Here is a 19,129-nt window from a genome sequence, read left to right on the forward strand (position 1 = left end):
CTCCAGAATGACAGTTGCCACTCTAGTTCTTTTCCTTTCCTATCATTTCAATAGAAGAATCATCTTCTTACCTTAATTTCTTTCTCAGTAACCAATCCGTATCTACTTTTTGACCAACCATAAAATGATGTTGGCTAAATTTTTCAAAACCATATCGATTATAAAACGCTTGAGCTTTTGTATTATGCTCCCAAACACCTAGCCAAGCCCAAGAAAAACTATTTTTTGTAGCAAGTTCAAGAGCAAATTCAAACAGTTGCTTACCGAATCCAAATCCTTGGAATTTTTGTAGCACATAGAGACGTTGAATTTCAAAAGCGTCCTCTAATTCTCTCTCAGTTTGAGCACTTCCCCAGTTGACTTTGAGAAAACCAGCTATCTCATCTTCATGCATAATGAAATAGGTTTCGGAGTCAGGATTTTCCAACTCAGTTGACAAAACTCTCAGACTATAAGCCTCTTCAAAGTATTCCTGTAACTGCTCTTCCGTATTATCATGAGCAAATGTTTCACGAAAGGTTTGTTTGGCAATTTTAGCCAACACCTCAACATCTGCCTTTTCTACTTTTCTAATCATTATTTAAACTGTTCTGAGAAGCGGACATCTCCTTGGTAGAATCCACGGATATCGTTGATTCCGTAACGGAGCATAGCTACACGCTCTTGTCCAAGACCAAAGGCAAAGCCAGAGTAAACAGTCGCATCGATGCCACTCATTTCAAGGACACGTGGGTGAACCATACCGGCACCCATAATTTCGATCCAACCTGTTTTCTTACATACATTACAGCCTTCTCCACCACACTTGAAGCAAGAAACATCCACCTCAACAGATGGCTCTGTGAATGGGAAGTAAGATGGGCGCAGACGAATCTGACGCTCTTCACCAAACATTTTTTGCACAATCAACTGAAGGGTTCCTTGAAGGTCTGCCATAGAAATGTTCTTCCCAACAACCAAACCTTCGATTTGGTGGAATTGGTGACTGTGGGTCGCATCGTCTGTGTCACGACGGAAGACACGCCCTGGTGAGATCATTTTCAAAGGGCCTTTAGAGAAATCATGAGCATCCATAGCACGCGCCTGCACAGGAGATGTATGAGTACGGAGCAAGATTTCTTCAGTGATATAGAATGTGTCCTGCATATCGCGGGCTGGATGATCTTTCGGAAGGTTCATACGTTCAAAGTTATAGTAGTCTTGCTCCACTTCAAAACCATCCACGACTTGGTAACCCATACCAATGAAAATATCTTCGATTTCTTCACTGGTTTGTGTCAAAACGTGGCGGTGACCCGTCGCAACAGGGCGACCTGGAAGTGTCACATCGATACTCTCGCTAGCCAGTTGAGCTGCGACTTTCTTTTCTTCCAATAGTTTAGCTGTTTCTTCAAAGGCTGCTGTCAAGACATCACGAGCTTCATTGACGTGTTTCCCGATAATCGGACGCATCTCAGCAGAGACATCTTTCATCCCTTTGAGGATTTCAGTAAGTGAACCCTTTTTCCCAAGGACAGAAACACGCAAATCTTGCATCTCTTTTTTATTTTCAGCAGTAATCTGCTTCAAGCTAGCCAGCGTTTCTTCGCGAAGCGCTTTTAATTGTTCTTCAATAGTTGACATAATTCCTCCATCAGTCTCTCGCAGATAAAAAGAAAACCACATGCCAAAAACTCCACTCGGAGCGTTGACACGCGGTACCATCCGTTTTCATCTGACAAGTCAGACCTTCATTTCTAAATCCATGCGCAAGTGAATTCACCCAGCTTTCATATAGAGAGCTTGCAGTCACGGCTCTCCTCCCTGATATACTTCCCTTGAGTTACTAGTCTTGCAGATTTCTATTCAATTACTATATAGTTTATCAGATTTTGAGTTAAAAAACAAGTTAGATTAGACTAATTTCAATACAAAACTCGTTCCTTTTTCTGTTGCTCCATTTTCCACAAATCCAAGCGACTTGAAACACCTCCTAGAAGCATGATTGTAGGTGTAGATTTCCTTGACTCTCAATTCTTTCCATCCTTTTACTCGAGCCAATTCAATCAAAGCACTTAGAATCTTTTTCCCAAGTCCTCGATGTTGGTAAGCGGAATTCCCAATCACAATGGGGAGATTATCCTGAGATAGTGTAACATCCCCAATTGGAAACCATTCTCCCTTCTCCTTGACTTCAATCCAAAAAAGCTCACCATGCTGATCCAAATGGGAATACATAGCTTCCAAAGTTTCTTGACTATAAGGTCTCTTCACACCATCTACGAGGTGAACCAAGTTCACATCCTGATACCAAGCAAAAGCTTCTTCACAATGATTGACCTTATAATAAGGAACAAGACGCAGTGCATTATCTATTTGTAAAATCCGTTTCATCTGCTTTCCTTTTCAACAAAAGAGTTGCTGCTTGATTAAAACCATCACACCAGTTATACCATTTTGCTTCATACTCATCTTGAGCTAAGATATGATTTTTTAAATCCAGAACAGAGTAAATTTTTCTTTCTTCGCAGGCTTGCGCATAGAGATGATATAGTTCATCACCACCATCTCTATCAAACTCAGCAGAAATCGTATCCCGACCTGCCAATAAAGCCTGATAAGCCCTGTGATGCCCATCTGTAATCAACAAGCAATCTCCAAAGGCAAGAATACTGATTGGATCGACTTGGATTCTTTCTGCCGACTGGTAAAGCATCTGAATATCTTGCAACTTCTTTTCTGATAAGTATAGTTGAGTCGGATGAAGATCTGCTATATTGACTTTCATTTCTTTCTCCTCAAGGGAATTTGATACTCACTTCTGCTTGCCTTTAAATCGCCATTGGAAGCGTAGCTTGTCATAGAAGGGAAACTCGATAAACAAGACTCCCAAGCCCACACAGAGACTGGCAAGAACGTCTGATGGATAATGAACTCCCAGATAGACCCTTGATACCAACACACTGACTAGGTAGAGGCCAAGGACGATTTGTACGATTTTTCTCCAGACCGAATCTTTAATCCGCTGACTAAGAATAACAATCAAAGTCCCTACCATCAGCGTCACAGCCAGAGAATGGCCACTTGGGAAAGAAAATCCCTTCTCCTCAACCAAGTGTAAAATAGCTGGTCGTGGGCGCTGGTAAATATTTTTAAAGGTCACGATTAAAAGACCTGCCAAAGCCAGATTTCCCAGCATGAAGAAACTTTCTATCTTCCACCGCTTACGATAAAAGACAAAAGCTGTAATGACAACCCAAGTGATAATCACTGGAATATCAATCAAGCGTGTGATGGCTCGGAAAAGAATAGTCAAATAATCTGGCAAGTCTCCTCGAACTGCAGTCTGAATCGGTTGGTCAAAACCGACCAGCGTTTCAGGGTAAAATTTGACCATATAGCCAAGAATAACGAAAAGTAAAAGGGCAAAACTGCCCTTCATTAAAAATGTTTGTTTATCTCTCATAATGTTTTAAAGTTGGTTTCAAGAGAATATACAACAACCAGAATGAAACGGAAAAGATTACTCCTTCAATCAAGTTAAAAGGTAATACCATGGTCATTAGGTAGTTGGAAAGTCCCAAAATTTTTCCAATATCAAAGTTAGCAAACTTAGCGTACAAAGGAACAGCATAAACATAGTTGAGAACCAACATAGCCACGGTTAAACCAATAGTCCCAGCTAGAGAGCCTAGTAGGAAACGAAGGGTTGTCCGTTCCTTTTTCCAAATCAAAGCAAATACGATGACAAAAACTCCCAAAGCTACGATATTCATTGGCAAACCAATGTAAGTATTCACTCCCTGGCTGTTAAGAAGCAGTTTCAAGAGTGAGCGAAGCAAGAGAACTCCTAGAGCAGCAGGCAAATCCATGACCACCAAGCCCACAAGGACTGGCAAGATACTAAATTCGATCTTGAGGAAGGATGCCGCTGGTAAAAGCGGAAAGTCAAAGTACATCAGCACAAATGAGATGGCTGATAAAATCGCAATAGTCGAAAGTCGACGTGTGTTTGTCATAACAGGTTCCTCCAATTTTCTATAAAATCAGAAGAAGTTAGAAAGGATTTCTCTATCTATTCTCACTTTTTATATCCCAAAAGTTCCCTCTCACTCTATTAAGGAAATTCAAGCAAGCGGTTACAGTTCAGCTATAAATCTATCAGAACAGACAAAGCTATTCTTTCGTCTTCTCCCATCCAGACTATACTGTCGGTTGTGGAATCTCACCACATCAGCTTGCGCTCGCGGACTTATTTGGCTAAGATATTTTAGATTTATCTAGGCGTCGCAGTCGAAGATAATACTTAAAGTATATCGAGACAAGACAACGACGAGAAAGCTAAAATAGATAGTCAAATTTACCGCCGGTCGGGAATTTCACCCTGCCCTGAAGACTCTTTTATCATAACAAAAAACGCTTGCAAGCGCAAGCATTTTGTTCATTTTCATTTTCATTTTTTATTTCAATTTATCCACTTCATAGGTATGAACAAGCTCAAGACCTGCAAAGTTCTGCTGGCGAAGAGCCTCATAGACAATCATACAGACGGTATTAGACACATTGAGACTGCGAACATGTTCATCATTCATAGGAATACGGAGAGCCTTCTCAGGATGTTCTCGCATAAAGTCCTCAGGTAAACCCTTGTCTTCGCGTCCAAAGAGAAAATAATGGTCTTCGTTAGTCGATAAATCCACATCAGAATACACTTTCTCAGCGAATTTCGAAATCAGATAGAGTTTTCCCTTCATCTGAGACATGAAATCTTCTAAACTGTCGTAAAAATAAATCTCTAGCTTATCCCAATAATCCAACCCAGCTCGCTTCATCTTGCGGTCATCGATAGGAAAGCCCATGGGCTTGATGATGTGGAGGAAAGAATTAGTCGCAGCGCAAGTACGCGCGATATTGCCTGTATTTTGTGGAATTTGTGGTTCAAATAATACAATGTGATTTGTCATGACTTGCTTCCTTTTACCATTGCAAAAAAATAGCCACACTGCCCGGAGTCAAGCTCAGCAAACAGCGTGGTTAAGGCATCGTTAACTTACCTCACAACAGGTTTGAAGTAAATCAGCGAAACTACTTTCTTAGTATAACACTTTCAGAATCATTGTCAATAGAAACGACTTGATTTTTTCAATTTTTTCAAGCTATTTCCAAGGGTTGTAAAATCGTCCCTGATTCTGCAAGATAAGTAGTAAACTAGTTACTAAAAACAAGGCAGCCAAGAGCAAGGTAAGATAATCTCCTTTTTTCAAGGCCTGATAACTATACCAAGTGCGCTTTTTCTCTTTTCCAAAGCGCCGAAGCTCCATAGCTGTAGCTATAGTATCAATACGTTCTAGCGAACTAAAAATCAAGGGAGTAATAATGCGCAGATTGCCTTTGATTCGTTGCATAAGAGAAGCTTTCTTGGATAATTCCATCCCACGCGCTTCCTGAGACATCTTGATGGTAAAGAATTCTTCCTGCAAATCTGGAATATAGCGCAAGGTCAGGCTGACTGAATAGGCAATCTTGTAAGGCACACCAATTTGATTTAAACTGGAAGCAAACTGACTAGGGTGGGTTGTCATCAAAAAGATAATAGCCAGAGGAATAGTGCAAAGGTACTTAATAGCCAGATTTAGCAGATAAAAGAGCTCTTGACTGGTCAGAGTGTAGGCACCGATTCCCTGCCAAATCACACTTCTCTCTCCGTAAAGTCCAACCCCATACTCGGGAGAAAAGAGATAGACCATCAAAACGTTTAAAACGGCAAATACCGTCGCAAAAACGGCTACAAAGGAAACATCTTTAAAACGGATTTCTGACAAATAGAGGAGAAAGACCGAAAAGATGGCAATCAGAACAAGCAGCCTGGTATCATAGCTAATCATGGCCGCCAATGATACAAGGATGAAAAAGAGGAGTTTACCAGCTCCTGACAAGCGATGAATTACAGTATCTCTATGCTGGTAACCAATTAATTTAGCTTGCATCCTTCTCTCCTTTCTTTGTAAAATGCCGTTAAAGCAAGTGGATCCACGTCTAGTTTCTTGGCCAAGTTAAAGATTGAAGTTTCTTTTAGGTTGGCTTTTACTAACAACTCAGGATTACTCAAAAGACTAGCTGGATCAGTATCGGCAATCAATTCCCCATCCACCATGACAAGAGCTCGGTCTGAATAATCCAGCATCAATTGCATATCATGCGTAATCATGACAATGGTATGACCTTTTTGATGCAACTCTTCGAGAAATTCCATAATCTCAGTATAATTCTTCTGGTCTTGACCTGCTGTCGGTTCATCTAGGAGGATAATTTCAGCTCCTAAAACCAAAATCGATGCAATAGTCACACGTTTTTTCTGACCAAATGACAGGGCAGAAATAGGCCAATTACGGAATTCATAGAGACCACAGATTTTCAAAGTTTCATAGACTCTCGTTTCAATTTCCTGCTCGTCCACACCTCGCAAACGAAGTCCCAGAGCCACCTCATCAAAAATCATATTGGTTGAAATCATTTGATTGGGATTTTGCAGCACATAGCCTACTCGTTCCGCCCGTTCTGCTACCGAATCCCCTTTTATATCCTGCTCTTCCCAAAGATAGCGACCTTCCGTCTGGATAAAGCTACTTATAGCCTTGGCTAGGGTTGACTTCCCAGCTCCATTTTTTCCGACAATGGCAATCTTTTCGCCCTTTTTAATATCCAGATAAATGGATTTCAAAATCGGTCTATCATCATAAGAAAAAGACAGATCCTCTAGTCTAAAGAGTGACTGCAATTCTGGGGTTTCTTTTACCAGTTCCGTCCGCAACTGAATCTGGCCTTTTGAGATAGACAAGTTGTCCAAATTTACTAATTGTTCTTCCTTAGCTAAATCCACACCCAATTGACGGAGAGTAGTGAGATAAAGGGGTTCCCGAATCCCATTTTGGGTCAATAAATCAGTCGCCAGTAACTGGTCAGGACTCCCATTAAAGAAGATACGACCATCGTTTATCAAGACAATCCGATCCACAGGGCGATGCAGAACATCCTCCAAACGGTGCTCGATAATAAGAGTCGTCGTCCCCTCCTCCTTATGAATCTGATCAATCAATTCGATAATATCCTGACCTGACTTGGGATCCAGATTGGCGAGTGGCTCATCAAACAAGAGAATCGGACTTTCATCAATCAAGACACCAGCTAGACTAACTCGCTGCTTTTGTCCGCCCGACAAATCCTGGGGACGCTGAGCTAGTAAAGGGAGAAGGTCCAGCTTTTCAGCCCATTTATGAACACGACTTTTCATCTCTTCTAGACTTGTTACATCATTTTCTAGAGCAAAAGCCAAGTCCTCTGCCACGGACAAACCGATAAACTGCCCATCAGTATCCTGCAAAACTGTACTGACCAGATGAGATTTATCGTAGATGCTCATATCGAAGGCTACTTGCCCCTTGATCAAAAATTCTCCAGACATCTGACCCTTGTAAATATTGGGAATAATTCCATTCAAACACTGACCCAAGGTAGATTTACCTGACCCAGATGGCCCAACAATTAAGACTTTCTCTCCCTTATAAATAGTCAAGTCCACCCCTTGCAAGGTCAGTTCTTGTTGCGTTTCATACTGGAAAGAGAAATCCTTCCACTCAATTATAGCTTCTTTCATCTTACTCTCTTCATTCGCTTCTTAGACTTCTATTTTATCATAAATCTACCCCTTCTTGCAGACTCTTCTCTTAAAAACTTAGCACCAACAAGATTCCTAGCCTAGACTGGTTACCTGACTAGTCTATAAACATCGAAAAAGACTGGTTGCCCAGCCTTTTCCTTTATGTTAATCCTTTTTCAAACTTCCTGAACGAGTCTGCGTACGTGAATAAGCTATCAAAAGTAGAGTTCCTGCGATAGCAATAGTCACCGCGTTTGCAATACCTGCAACAATCCCTTGGGCAAATACTTTTTCTGCTGCTTCTTGATAAATCACAACATCTCCAAGTGGTGCCAAGACACCCCAAACAAGAGCATTTGCAATAATCTGAATGAGGTTAAAGAAGACAATATCCTTCAATTCAAAAACACCCTGTGTTACTCGAATGTATTTTCTAAAAAGTCCGACAGCTAGACCAAAGAGACCACTAGCAATAATCCAAGTCCACCAAAGACCGTAACCAGCAAGAGAGTCCTTCACCGCATGCCCGATTAAACCAACAAGTAGACCAACTAGAGGGCCAAAAATGATAGATAAGAGGCTCTGTACCGCATACTGAAGCTGGATGCTTGTATTTGGAACAGGTGTCGGAATGCTGATCATCCCGATGACAACAAAGAGCGCAGCTCCAACACCGATAGCAACAACTTGTTTAATTGATTGATTTTTCATCTATATTCTCCTATTTTATAATTCTATTTTCTTTATTTCAATGGTCCAAGATGAACCGACACCCACATTATAGGCCTTGGCAAAGGAACCTTGGTTTATAGCCAGACCTAAACGATAGAGAGAGTTGATGTAAAGGATGGGTTGCCCAATTCTCACATCTGCAAATGATTTGCCATAAACAACCTGATTTTGATAAACCAACATATCTGCATGATAGATGGTCACTTCAAAACGGTCACCGAATTCTGGTTCCAGCTTATAAAATTCTTCTCGTGTGATAGAGGTCCAGAGCGAACCAAAACGCACATCCAGAATATCAATTGCTCCCTTCACCAGATGATCTTCTATGATGGTCTCTACGACTGGAAGCTCTACAATCTGATCCACACTGAGCTCTGGCCCCACTTCCTCAAAAGTAATGTGACCACTGGCTAGTTTAGCACCAGTATAGGCATAAACATCACGACCATGGAATGTATAAGAATGCTCTGTATTTTGCCGTCTATTGGCCACTTCAGAAATCTCACGAATAGCTACAATGCCAACGTGTTTCTTGATAAAAGAAAGAGTCCCATTGTCTGGTGTGACAATGTATTGATTTTTTGCAGTCTTGGCAACTACACTCTTACGTTTCGAACCGACACCTGGATCGACAACCGATACAAAAGTCGTTCCCTCAGGCCAGTAATCCACCGTCTGAAAAAGGCGGTAGCTCCCCTCAAAAATATTATAAGGCGTGATATCGTGCGTCAAATGATGAATTTTTAAGGTTGGAGACTCTTCTAAAGCCACTCCAATCATAGCCGATACCGCACCATCAACCAGACCAAAGTCTGATTGTAATACCAGTAAATTATTATTCATTTTGTCTCCCCGTATGTCCTTTATCATACCATATTTTCTAGAAAGTCGCTAATAGCTATTTCAATTGGTTAGGGTATAGTTTTACCTTATAGCAAAATTTCACTAAAAGCTCTTGTTATTAGCTAGTAGGTGCATTTTTTCTTGAAAAAAGGTATGATAGTTACATAATGAAGAAGTAGGTTTTATTATGAAAATTATCCTTGTCGGAGGGGGAAAAGTTGGTTCTGCCCTCTGTCGCTCCTTGGTTGCAGAAAAGCATGATGTTTTGCTGATTGAGCAAGACGAAACTGTCCTCAATCATATTGTCAATCGCTTTGATATCATGGGCATCCTTGGTAACGGGGCCGATTTTACCATCCTTGAACAAGCCAGTGTCCAGGATTGTGATATCTTTATCGCCCTGACTGAATACGATGAAGTGAACATGATTGCAGCCGTTCTAGCCAAAAAAATGGGAGCTAAAGAGACCATCGTTCGGGTGCGGAACCCTGAATATTCTAATTCTTATTTCAAGGAAAAGAATATTCTCGGTTTTTCTCTTATCGTTAACCCTGAGCTCTTGGCTGCCCGCGCTATCGCGAATATCATTGACTTTCCCAACGCCCTCTCTGTCGAACGTTTCTTTGGTGGACGGGTCAGCTTGATGGAATTCACTGTTAAATCCTCCAGTGGTCTTTGCCAAATGCCCATTTCTGATTTTCGGAAAAAATTTGGCAATGTCATTGTCTGTGCGATAGAAAGGGAACATCAAATTATCATTCCAAGCGGTGACATGACTGTACAGGATAAAGATAGAATCTTTGTCACTGGTAACCGTGTTGACATGATGCTCTTCCATAATTATTTCAAGTCTCGTGCCGTGAAGAGTCTTCTTATTGTTGGAGCTGGTAGAATTGCCTATTATCTATTAGGTATCCTCAAAGACAGTCGTATCGATACCAAGGTTATTGAAATCAATCCTGAAATCGCCAGCTTCTTTAGCGAGAAATTCCCAAATCTCTACATCGTTCAAGGAGATGGTACCGCAAAAGATATCCTGCTGGAAGAAAGTGCTCAAAACTATGATGCCGTTGCGACTCTAACAGGAGTCGATGAGGAAAATCTGATTACCTCTATGTTCCTTGACAGGGTAGGTGTACAGAAAAATATCACCAAGGTCAATCGCACCAGTCTCCTTGAGATTATCAATGCGCCTGATTTTTCAAGTATCATCACACCTAAAAGCATCGCTGTAGATACGATTATGCACTTTATTCGTGGTCGTGTTAATGCCCAGTATTCAGACCTTCAAGCCATGCACCATCTAGCCAATGGCCAAATCGAAACCCTGCAATTCCATATCAAGGAAGCTAATAAAATGACTGCCAAACCTCTTTCTCAACTAAAACTGAAAAAAGGGATTCTTATTGCAGCTATCATTCGAAAAGGCAAGACTATTTTCCCAACAGGAGAGGATATGCTGGAAGTTGGAGACAAGCTCCTAGTAACAACTTTGTTGCCAAACATCACCAAGATTTATGACTTGATTGCGAGGTAAGAAATGAATAAAAGTATGATTCGTTACCTCCTTTCAAAATTACTTTTGATTGAAGCTGTTCTTCTTTTGGTTCCTGTAGCTGTTGCTATCTATTACCGTGAATCGAGCCAAGTCTTTACAGCCCTCTTTACAACGATTGGGATTCTCGTATTACTAGGCGGTTCAGGAATTTTACAAAAGCCAAAAAATCAACGGATTTATGCCAAGGAGGGAGTCTTGATTGTTGCCCTCTGTTGGATCCTTTGGTCCTTCTTTGGTGGTCTCCCCTTTGTCTTTGCTAGACAAATTCCCAGCGTTATCGATGCCTTTTTTGAAATCAGTTCTGGCTTTACAACTACTGGAGCAACTATTCTGAACGACGTTTCTGTTCTCAGTCGTTCCCTCCTCTTCTGGCGAAGTTTTACCCACTTAATTGGAGGGATGGGGGTGCTTGTTTTTGCACTTGCTATTATGGACAATGCCAAGAATAGCCACCTAGAAGTGATGAAGGCTGAGGTTCCTGGCCCTGTTTTTGGCAAAGTAGTATCCAAACTAAAAAACACTGCCCAAATTCTCTATCTCCTTTATCTAGCTCTCTTTTCCCTCTTTGTCATCATCTATTATCTAGCTGGTATGCCCCTATTTGATAGTTTTGTCATTGCCATGGGAACAGCAGGTACAGGAGGTTTTACAGTCTATAACGACGGGATTGCCCACTATGGTAGCTCACTGATTACCTATCTAGTTAGTATCGGAGTTTTGGTTTTTGGGGTAAATTTCAATCTCTACTACTACCTCATGCTCCGTCGTGTCAAAGCCTTCTTTGGTGACGAAGAACTTCGTGCTTACTTGGTCATCGTGCTGGTTTCTACAGGCTTGATTAGCCTTAATACCCTCTATCTCTACCCAGGATTTTCCAAGAGCTTTGAAATGGCCTTCTTCCAGGTTTCCAATATTATTACAACGACTGGTTTTGGTTACGGAGACATTACCAACTGGCCCCTCTTCTCCCAGTTTATCCTCCTCTTCCTCATGGGAATCGGTGGTTCTGCTGGTTCAACAGCAGGTGGACTCAAGGTTATTCGAGGCCTCATCCTTTCAAAAATTGCTAAAAACCAAATTTTGTCAATCCTATCGCCCCACCGTGTTTTGACCCTCCATGTTAATAAAACGGTGATTGACAAAGATACCCAGCATAAAATTCTCAAATACTTTGTCATCTATTCTATGATTTTGCTAGCGCTTATCTTTATTGTCAGCTTAGATAGCAATGATTTTCTGGTTGTGACTAGCGCTGTCTTTAGCTGTTTCAATAATATCGGACCTATTCTAGGAACCACTTCTAGCTTCTCAATCTTTAGTCCTATCTCAAAAATTCTTCTATCCTTTGCAATGATTGCAGGACGCTTAGAGATATACCCAATCCTACTTCTCTTTATGAAGAGAACTTGGTCTAAGAGATAAAATACAACCACACCTTGTATCTAACAAAGTGTGGTGTTTTTATTTTCATACTCTTCGAAAATAAAATTCAAACCACGTCAGCTTCGTCTTGCCGTATATGTGTGACTGACTTTGTCAGTCTTATCTACAACCTCAAAGCGGTGCTTTGAGCAACCTGCGGCTAGCTTCCTAGTTTGCTCTTTGATTTTCATTGAATATCAAATACCTCCCGCAACTCAACAAGTATCTTTGAATCTCGGTCAGAAACTCAACAAGTATCTTTGAATCTCGGTCAGACATTTCAGTACCTGACTCAAGGAATGTAAAAGCCCAAAAACAACCCTCAGTCGACTGACCGAGGGTTCCTTATTTCATTACTTAAACACTTGATTAGCTCAATGCGTCATCCATTGAAAGAACTTCGTGGAATACACGTTGTGTCAATTCAGTTTTTTGTTCTGGAGTGAGGTATTTAGTGTTTACACAGTATCCAGAGATACGTACGATAACGTCTTCGCCTGACATGATTTTTTCGTAAACATCGTTCAAGTCCATAACGTTCAAGTTAACGTGTTGTCCACCGTTTTCGAAGTAACCATCAAGGATTGTTACCAAGTTATCAACTTGTTCATCACGAGTCTTACCAAGAGCACGAGGTGAAACTTGTGTAGTCAATGAGATACCATCGGCTGCATAACTAAAGTCAAGGCTAGAAAGTGAGTTCAAGTTTTGCAACCATCCACCTTTAGCTTTGTTAGATGGGTTAGCACCTGGTGAGAAGAATTCAAGTTTAGACAAGTTCACAGAACCATCTTCGTTGAGGTATACACCTTTGTGAACTGGTGAGTTACCAGTTTGTTTAGAGTAAGCAACGTTAGATGTGATTGTCAAAAGTGATACTGTAGCTTCAGCGTCTTTGTAAAGTTTGTGGCTACGTAGACGAGTTGTGTAAGCTTCGATCAACCATTCTGCCAATTCGTTTGAACGTGGGTCATCTTCACCCCAACGTGGGTATTCACCGATTGTTTCGTAATCGTAGATGTAGCCATTTTCGTCACGGATTGGTTTAACTGTAGCGTATTTGATAGCTGACAATGTATCAACAGTGTTAGCAAATCCACAGATACCGAATCCCATGTTCGCACGTTGTTTAGTTGGCAAGAAGGCCATTTGAACAGCTTCGTAGTTGTATTTATCAGTCATGTAGTGAATGATGTTCAAAGCATCTACGTAAGTGTCAGTCAACCAGTCAAGAGATTTTTCAAAGTTAGCTTTAACTGATTCGAATTCAAGAACTTCATCACGGATTGGTTCAATGTCAAATACTTTGTAGTCTTTGTGAACATCGTCGTAACCACCGTTCAAACCAGTAAGAAGGGCTTTCAATACGTTTACACGCGCACCGAAGTACTGGATGTTGTGGCGTTGTTCTTCATTTTCTGGGTCAAGTGGAGACACACAGCATGAGATACAGCTCATTTCACCATATCCATCTTTAGCCATTGTTGTTACACCTTCGTATTGGATAGAAGAGTGTTTGTGGCTCATGTGCATACAGTAGCGACGGAAGTTGTATGGCAATTTGTCAGTCCAAAGAACTGTCAAGTTTGGTTCTGGAGAGTTACCGATGTTGTCAAGAGTGTTCAAGAAACGGTAGTCCATTTTAGTAACACGGTGACGACCGTCGTTACCCATACCAGCCATAGAAGTTGTGATGAAGGTTGGGTCACCTGAGTACAATTGGTCATAAGCTTTTGTACGAGCAAACTTAACTGTACGAAGTTTCATAACGAAATCATCAACAAATTCTTGGATTTCTGATTCAGTAAATGTACCACGAGCAAGGTCACGTTCTGCAAAGATGTCCAAAACGATTGGTACACGTCCGAGAGATGTAGCCGCACCGTTGATAACACGGCAGACAGACATGAAGGCGATGTTAACCCATTGGATTGCTTCTTTAACGTTCATCGCTGGTTTGCGAACGTCAACTCCGTAAAGGTCACCCAAGCGAACAACTTGTTGCAATGCTTGGTATTGAAGATTGATTTCTTCACGAAGACGGATTGTTTCTTCATCGATTTCTTCAATTGCATTCCAGTCGTTTACTTTTTCTTGCATCAAGTAGTCTGCACCGTAAAGAGCAAGACGTGCGTAAACACCGATGATACGTCCGCGTGAGTATGCATCTGGAAGACCAGTTACAGTGTGAGCGTGACGAGCGCGACGGATGTTTGAAGTGTAAGCACGGAAGATACCGTCGTTAACTGTTGTTACATATTTAGTAAAGATTTCGTGAACAGCTGGATCTGGTTCGTATCCATTTTCTTTCAAAGTAGTTTCAGCCATACGGATACCACCTTTTGGCATGAAGTTCAATTTGAAGAGTTCATCGTTTTGGATACCGAAGATAACTTCGTTTTCTTTATCGATAAATCCTGCTGGGATATCAGCGATAGATGTTGGACGAGTGTCCATTGGGAAACGAGTTTCTTCGTAGTGTGCTTTAGTTTCTTCTACAATTTTTTTGATGTGAAGTGAACGTTCTGTTGGTCCTGCAAGGAAGCTTTCGTCTCCATCGTAAGGTGTGTAGTTAGCTTGTACGAAGCGTGATACACTTGCTTTTTCTTTCCAATCTACGCCTTTGAAGCCTTCCCAAGCTTTATCAAAAATATCTTGTGCTTCAACAACTGTCTTAACAACCATGTTAATGTCCTCTTTTTTCTTTCTAGTAACAACCATCTGTTACATTCATGAGACAAGTATACCACACAGTAACCGATTTCAGCAAGTGGAAAATCCCTATTTTTACACTTTCTTTTCTAAAACAGTCTATATTTTGTTCTAAACTGTATTATATTTTTGAAAAAACGAAGTCCTTTTTCCTTTTTTTCAGAAAAAAGGGTATAATGAAAGAAAATAAGCAGTAAAAAGGTGCTAGGCATGTTGATTTTTCCCTTATTAAATGATTTGTCAAGAAAAATCATCCATATTGACATGGATGCCTTTTTTGCTGCGGTGGAAATCAGAGATAATCCTAAACTCAGAGGAAAACCTGTCATTATCGGCAGTGACCCTCGGCAAACAGGTGGGCGTGGTGTCGTTTCAACTTGTAGCTATGAAGCGCGAGCTTTTGGTGTCCATTCAGCCATGAGCTCTAAGGAAGCCTATGAGCGTTGTCCCCAGGCAATCTTCATCTCAGGGAATTATGAGAAATACAAATCTGTGGGGCTCCAGATTCGAGCTATTTTTAAGCGCTATACAGATTTGATTGAACCTATGAGTATTGACGAAGCCTATTTGGATGTGACAGAAAATAAACTCGGTATCAAGTCAGCGGTCAAAATTGCTCGCCTCATTCAAGAGGATATCTGGCAAGAACTCCATCTAACTGCTTCTGCTGGCGTTTCTTATAACAAATTCTTGGCTAAAATGGCTAGCGATTATCAAAAACCTCATGGTCTGACAGTGATTCTACCTGACCAAGCTGAGGATTTTCTCAAACAAATGGACGTGGCCAAGTTTCATGGAGTAGGAAAAAAGACAGTAGAACGTCTTCATCAAATGGGCGTTTTTACTGGCGCTGATTTGCTTGAAGTTCCTGAAGTGACCCTAATAGACCGTTTTGGCAGACTGGGCTATGACCTGTATCGAAAGGCTCGAGGTATCCACAATTCCCCAGTCAAATCCAATCGTATCCGTAAATCAATTGGCAAGGAGAAAACCTATGGAAAGATTCTCCGTGCTGAGGAAGACATCAAAAAAGAGCTAGCTCTTCTATCAGAAAGAGTCGCTCTCAATCTCAATCAACAAGAAAAAGCTGGAAAAATTGTCATTTTGAAAATCCGCTACGAGAACTTTTCAACTCTTACTAAACGAAAAAGTCTTTCTCAAAAAACACAGGATGCTAGTCAGATAAGTCAAATAGCCCTGCAACTCTATGAAGAATTAAGCGAGAAAGAAAGAGGTGTCCGCCTGCTGGGGATTACCATGACTGGATTTTAAAACCTTGAAGAGTCTGAACCCTTCAAGGTTTTTCTTATACAAATAAACGGACAAAACTGTAAAGTAGCAAAACACTACCAAGCACGATGCGGTATTTACCGAAAAGGGTAAAGTCGTGTTTTTTCACATAGCTGGTCAAAAAGCGAATAGCGACCATGCTGACTGCAAAAGCGACTCCCATCGCAACCAAGAGCAAGAACAATTGCCCAAAACTCAAGAACTGTCCTACTTTTATAAATTTGAAAATCTTTAAGGCACTGGCTCCAAACATAACAGGAATTCCAAGATAGAAGGTAAATTCTGTCACAACAGAACGACTGGTTCCATTTAACAAACCACCGACAATTGTTGCCCCAGAACGGCTTGTGCCTGGTAAAAGGGCAAGAACTTGGAAGAGTCCGATATAGAAAGCTGTCGTATAAGGAAGCTTGTCCAACTCTGTTACACTTGGCTCGATAGCACGCGCTTTATTGCGCTTTTCCAAATAGATAAAGGCAATCCCATAGATAATCAACATGAGAGCAACAGAAACCATATTATGGAAGTGGGTATCAAACCAATCATCAAACTTAAATACTGCAAGCAAAGGTAAAGTGGCAACCAAGACCTTCAACCACAGTCTCCAAGTCTTACGAACTTCCTGCTTGTCCTTAGTCGGTTTGAAAGGATTGAGCTTGTTAAAGTAAATGACCATGACTGCTAAAATAGCACCAAGCTGAATCACAACATTAAACATGGACATAAAAGATTCATTCTGATTTTGGTATTGGATAAACTCCTCTGCTAAAATCAAGTGACCTGTACTGGAAATCGGCAACCATTCCGTAATCCCTTCAACAATACCGAAGAAGATAGATTTTAAAATTTCAATAAGATACATAGATTACTCCTTTTTCTATCTTCCATTATAGCATATTTTTTCAGCCAGTGATAGCTCTCTTTAAAAGGCACCGATACTGCCGCCACCTCCGCCTCCAGAGAAGCCACCGCCAGAACTTCCACTTCCAGAAGATACGGAGTAGGTACTTGCTGTATTTGCGACACTAGCATAATGGCTCATTTGCGCGCTTGAATGATAAAACATACTATGCCAGCCATAAGCTACATAGAGATTGATATCTGGATTTTCTACCTGGATGTGATGAACCTTCATCAAATGACTGACCTTGTCCGCATAGCCAAATAAGGTCGCATAAACCAAGAGGCGATTCCAAACCACAATACTTTCCAATTCAGCCTGATCCAATCGTGCAATCTCACGCAACATATTTTCAAAACTGGTCCAGAGATAGTATACTTCTGCCCCTGCTTCATCTAGGACACCATCACGATTATCTAGCCGAAGCTTCCAATAATAGAAAACAGCCAAAACCAAACCTAGAAAACCAAGTATAGGCAAGGGGAGGAAAAGATAGCCATAAACATCCAAACTGTACAAGAACAAACCAAATCCGATAAATAGGGGTAGGATAGTAGAGAGTCCCATCCCCACTTGCAAGGCCTTTTCTCCACCAGTCAAGGGACGATAATAATCCGGAAGCCCCCAGAAGGTAACCCGATTTCTCACTCCTTCTTGCATCTCTTTCAATACTTCTTCAAAAGAAGATTTGAGTTGAAGCCCTCTTGCTTGAATCCGTTTTTCATCAGAGACTTTTGCTCTACGATAAAGACTATCAGATACCTTGTAATCCGCAAACAAATTGGAAAGAGTTTCTTCTTTTTTGCCTGAAAAAGCCAGATTTAGACAGTCTTTCTCAAAGCTTGACAAACCATCTTCTTTTACTAGCCTCAAACCAACTGCATCTCCTTCTGAAATGATAGAGACATTCCCACGGTCTATCACATCTAGCAAGGTAGCTTGAATAAGTTGATCAAAGGTGAATTTTCCAGCTCCCTTGACCAAGGGACTCACTTCCTCCAAGGAGGTCGAGTAGACTGCCTCTGATAAAACCATAGGCTCTAATTCCATTGGTGGTTCATAGATACGATGATTTTTGGCATATTTGACCGAAGGAGTGGTCTTTCTTCTATAAATAAAATAAAAGCAAATACTCAATAACAAGGAGATAGAAAGTATGGAAGGGAAGACCCAAGTAACGAGTTGTTTACTTTGCTCTTTTTCTTTAAAAATCGAGTCTTCTATCTTATTAAACTCTTCTAAACGATTCCCTTTCAATCCCTGATCCCTAGCGCTAGCAAAATCGGTCCGAGGCCAATAGGCATGTAACTCAACTCCACGTTTAGCCGGAAGATTGTCTAAACGGATAGTATAATCAAGGTTACTCTTTTCAACCGTTCCCTCTCTAAAAAGTTTCCCTGTATGGAAAAAGAGTTTTTCAGCCCCCTTGTCTCCCCTTACATGAAATTCAAACTTCCCAATAGCCCCTGAACTATCTGTCAGAGGTTGCCAATTTAATTCAGCGATATCATCATAAAGGAAAAGCAAATTCTTTAAGTTCCAGATAAGGTCAACTTCAACTGTGTCGCCTTCCTGGCCTGGATTATAAACTTTAACAGTATAACCATCTGCTCCTTCTATCACTTCGCTAGTAACATCTGCTAGTTCAGCACCATTTTTCGAAGCCTGAACCTTTGGATGAGGGTCAATGTCAAATCCGCTAGGCATCTTGCCTGCACGTCCAAGTCCCACGATTTGACCCTTAAAGTCCTCCTCAAACTGGTAAACTATCTTCTGTCTAAATTCTGCCCTATTGTCTGCATGAATATACAAATCACCTTGATAAGAGTTTATCTTGAAATCAATGGCAAAAACAGAGAATGGCAGAAGACAAAACAAGCCTAACACTAGTAAGAAAAAAGTTTTTTTCATCAACTAAGCCCCCCTTTTATCTTTGCTATCATTATATCATTTTTTCTCAAGTAAGGGCTTACCTATATTGAAAAATAGAGTTTTTTTCGATAAAATAGGAGACAGTTATTTTTTAATAGATTAG

General features: G+C 40.9%; 17 protein-coding genes and 1 riboswitch. Of the genes, 3 read left to right on the forward strand and 14 right to left on the reverse strand.

What is annotated here, in order from left to right; translation table 11 throughout:
• Nucleotides 1–67 precede the first annotated feature (67 nt).
• The 11 genes from N8N51_RS00280 to N8N51_RS00330 form a co-directional block, all read right to left on the reverse strand.
• The gene (locus N8N51_RS00280; RefSeq protein ID WP_261103332.1) at nucleotides 68–577 is read right to left on the reverse strand and encodes a GNAT family N-acetyltransferase; all 510 of its coding nucleotides are present in this window, start codon (nucleotides 575–577) and stop codon (nucleotides 68–70) included.
• A complete protein-coding gene (gene pheS / locus N8N51_RS00285) occupies nucleotides 577–1,623 on the reverse strand; it encodes a phenylalanine--tRNA ligase subunit alpha (protein WP_031237702.1) in 1,047 nt (348 codons plus the stop codon). Before pheS ends, N8N51_RS00280 begins: the two co-directional genes overlap by 1 nt.
• A 270-nt stretch (nucleotides 1,624–1,893) precedes the next feature.
• Nucleotides 1,894–2,343, reverse strand: a complete 450-nt coding sequence (locus N8N51_RS00290) for a GNAT family N-acetyltransferase (RefSeq protein ID WP_192855497.1) — start codon at nucleotides 2,341–2,343, stop codon at nucleotides 1,894–1,896.
• Between the two features lie 4 nt (nucleotides 2,344–2,347).
• Nucleotides 2,348–2,767 (reverse strand): chromosome partitioning protein ParB, encoded by a 420-nt coding sequence (locus N8N51_RS00295; RefSeq protein WP_261012167.1) that lies wholly within the window; start codon nucleotides 2,765–2,767, stop codon nucleotides 2,348–2,350.
• A 27-nt stretch (nucleotides 2,768–2,794) separates the two neighbouring features.
• Nucleotides 2,795–3,445, reverse strand: a complete 651-nt coding sequence (locus N8N51_RS00300; protein ID WP_049542531.1) for a phosphatase PAP2 family protein — start codon at nucleotides 3,443–3,445, stop codon at nucleotides 2,795–2,797.
• On the reverse strand, nucleotides 3,435–3,998 hold the full coding sequence (locus tag N8N51_RS00305; protein ID WP_000185833.1) for an ECF transporter S component: 564 nt from the start codon (nucleotides 3,996–3,998) through the stop codon (nucleotides 3,435–3,437). The genes N8N51_RS00300 and N8N51_RS00305 overlap by 11 nt, the downstream gene beginning before the upstream one ends.
• A 163-nt stretch (nucleotides 3,999–4,161) precedes the next feature.
• A riboswitch (FMN riboswitch) is annotated at nucleotides 4,162–4,380 on the reverse strand.
• A 59-nt stretch (nucleotides 4,381–4,439) separates the two neighbouring features.
• Nucleotides 4,440–4,943 carry a tRNA (cytidine(34)-2'-O)-methyltransferase gene (locus N8N51_RS00310; protein ID WP_125392910.1) on the reverse strand — a complete coding sequence of 168 codons (504 nt, stop codon included), beginning with the start codon at nucleotides 4,941–4,943 and terminating at the stop codon, nucleotides 4,440–4,442.
• 192 nt (nucleotides 4,944–5,135) lie between these two features.
• Nucleotides 5,136–5,966: an energy-coupling factor transporter transmembrane component T family protein gene (locus N8N51_RS00315; RefSeq protein ID WP_100104741.1), complete on the reverse strand. Its 831-nt coding sequence runs from the start codon at nucleotides 5,964–5,966 to the stop codon at nucleotides 5,136–5,138.
• The gene (locus N8N51_RS00320) at nucleotides 5,951–7,633 is read right to left on the reverse strand and encodes an ABC transporter ATP-binding protein (RefSeq protein ID WP_261103333.1); all 1,683 of its coding nucleotides are present in this window, start codon (nucleotides 7,631–7,633) and stop codon (nucleotides 5,951–5,953) included. Before N8N51_RS00320 ends, N8N51_RS00315 begins: the two co-directional genes overlap by 16 nt.
• Before the next feature lie 168 nt (nucleotides 7,634–7,801).
• Complete coding sequence (locus N8N51_RS00325; protein WP_033684338.1) at nucleotides 7,802–8,347, reverse strand: ECF-type riboflavin transporter substrate-binding protein; 546 nt, start codon at nucleotides 8,345–8,347, stop codon at nucleotides 7,802–7,804.
• Between the two features lie 15 nt (nucleotides 8,348–8,362).
• Nucleotides 8,363–9,211 (reverse strand): SAM hydrolase/SAM-dependent halogenase family protein, encoded by an 849-nt coding sequence (locus N8N51_RS00330; RefSeq protein ID WP_049501846.1) that lies wholly within the window; start codon nucleotides 9,209–9,211, stop codon nucleotides 8,363–8,365.
• Between the two features lie 187 nt (nucleotides 9,212–9,398).
• On the opposite strand from N8N51_RS00330, the gene trkA reads away from it, so the two are divergent.
• Both trkA and N8N51_RS00340 read left to right on the forward strand, forming a co-directional pair.
• Nucleotides 9,399–10,748 carry a Trk system potassium transporter TrkA gene (trkA, locus tag N8N51_RS00335; protein WP_261103334.1) on the forward strand — a complete coding sequence of 450 codons (1,350 nt, stop codon included), beginning with the start codon at nucleotides 9,399–9,401 and terminating at the stop codon, nucleotides 10,746–10,748.
• A 3-nt stretch (nucleotides 10,749–10,751) separates the two neighbouring features.
• Nucleotides 10,752–12,191: a TrkH family potassium uptake protein gene (locus tag N8N51_RS00340; protein ID WP_261029457.1), complete on the forward strand. Its 1,440-nt coding sequence runs from the start codon at nucleotides 10,752–10,754 to the stop codon at nucleotides 12,189–12,191.
• 369 nt (nucleotides 12,192–12,560) lie between these two features.
• Here the strand turns inward: N8N51_RS00340 and pflB are convergent, their stop codons facing one another.
• Nucleotides 12,561–14,876 carry a formate C-acetyltransferase gene (pflB, locus tag N8N51_RS00345; protein WP_049532477.1) on the reverse strand — a complete coding sequence of 772 codons (2,316 nt, stop codon included), beginning with the start codon at nucleotides 14,874–14,876 and terminating at the stop codon, nucleotides 12,561–12,563.
• Between the two features lie 237 nt (nucleotides 14,877–15,113).
• Here pflB and dinB point away from each other — a divergent pair, with 237 nt between their 5' ends.
• The gene (gene dinB, locus N8N51_RS00350) at nucleotides 15,114–16,175 is read left to right on the forward strand and encodes a DNA polymerase IV (RefSeq protein WP_153210694.1); all 1,062 of its coding nucleotides are present in this window, start codon (nucleotides 15,114–15,116) and stop codon (nucleotides 16,173–16,175) included.
• Between the two features lie 34 nt (nucleotides 16,176–16,209).
• Here the strand turns inward: dinB and N8N51_RS00355 are convergent, their stop codons facing one another.
• Together N8N51_RS00355 and N8N51_RS00360 are read right to left on the reverse strand one after the other, a co-directional pair.
• Entirely contained in the window at nucleotides 16,210–17,055 is an 846-nt protein-coding gene (locus N8N51_RS00355) for an undecaprenyl-diphosphate phosphatase (RefSeq protein ID WP_261050547.1), read from the reverse strand.
• Between the two features lie 60 nt (nucleotides 17,056–17,115).
• The gene (locus tag N8N51_RS00360; RefSeq protein WP_261050545.1) at nucleotides 17,116–19,005 is read right to left on the reverse strand and encodes a DUF2207 domain-containing protein; all 1,890 of its coding nucleotides are present in this window, start codon (nucleotides 19,003–19,005) and stop codon (nucleotides 17,116–17,118) included.
• Between the last annotated feature and the right edge of the window lie 124 nt (nucleotides 19,006–19,129).

This window comes from Streptococcus mitis, from assembly GCF_946188685.1.
Lineage (GTDB): Bacteria > Bacillota > Bacilli > Lactobacillales > Streptococcaceae > Streptococcus > Streptococcus mitis_CC.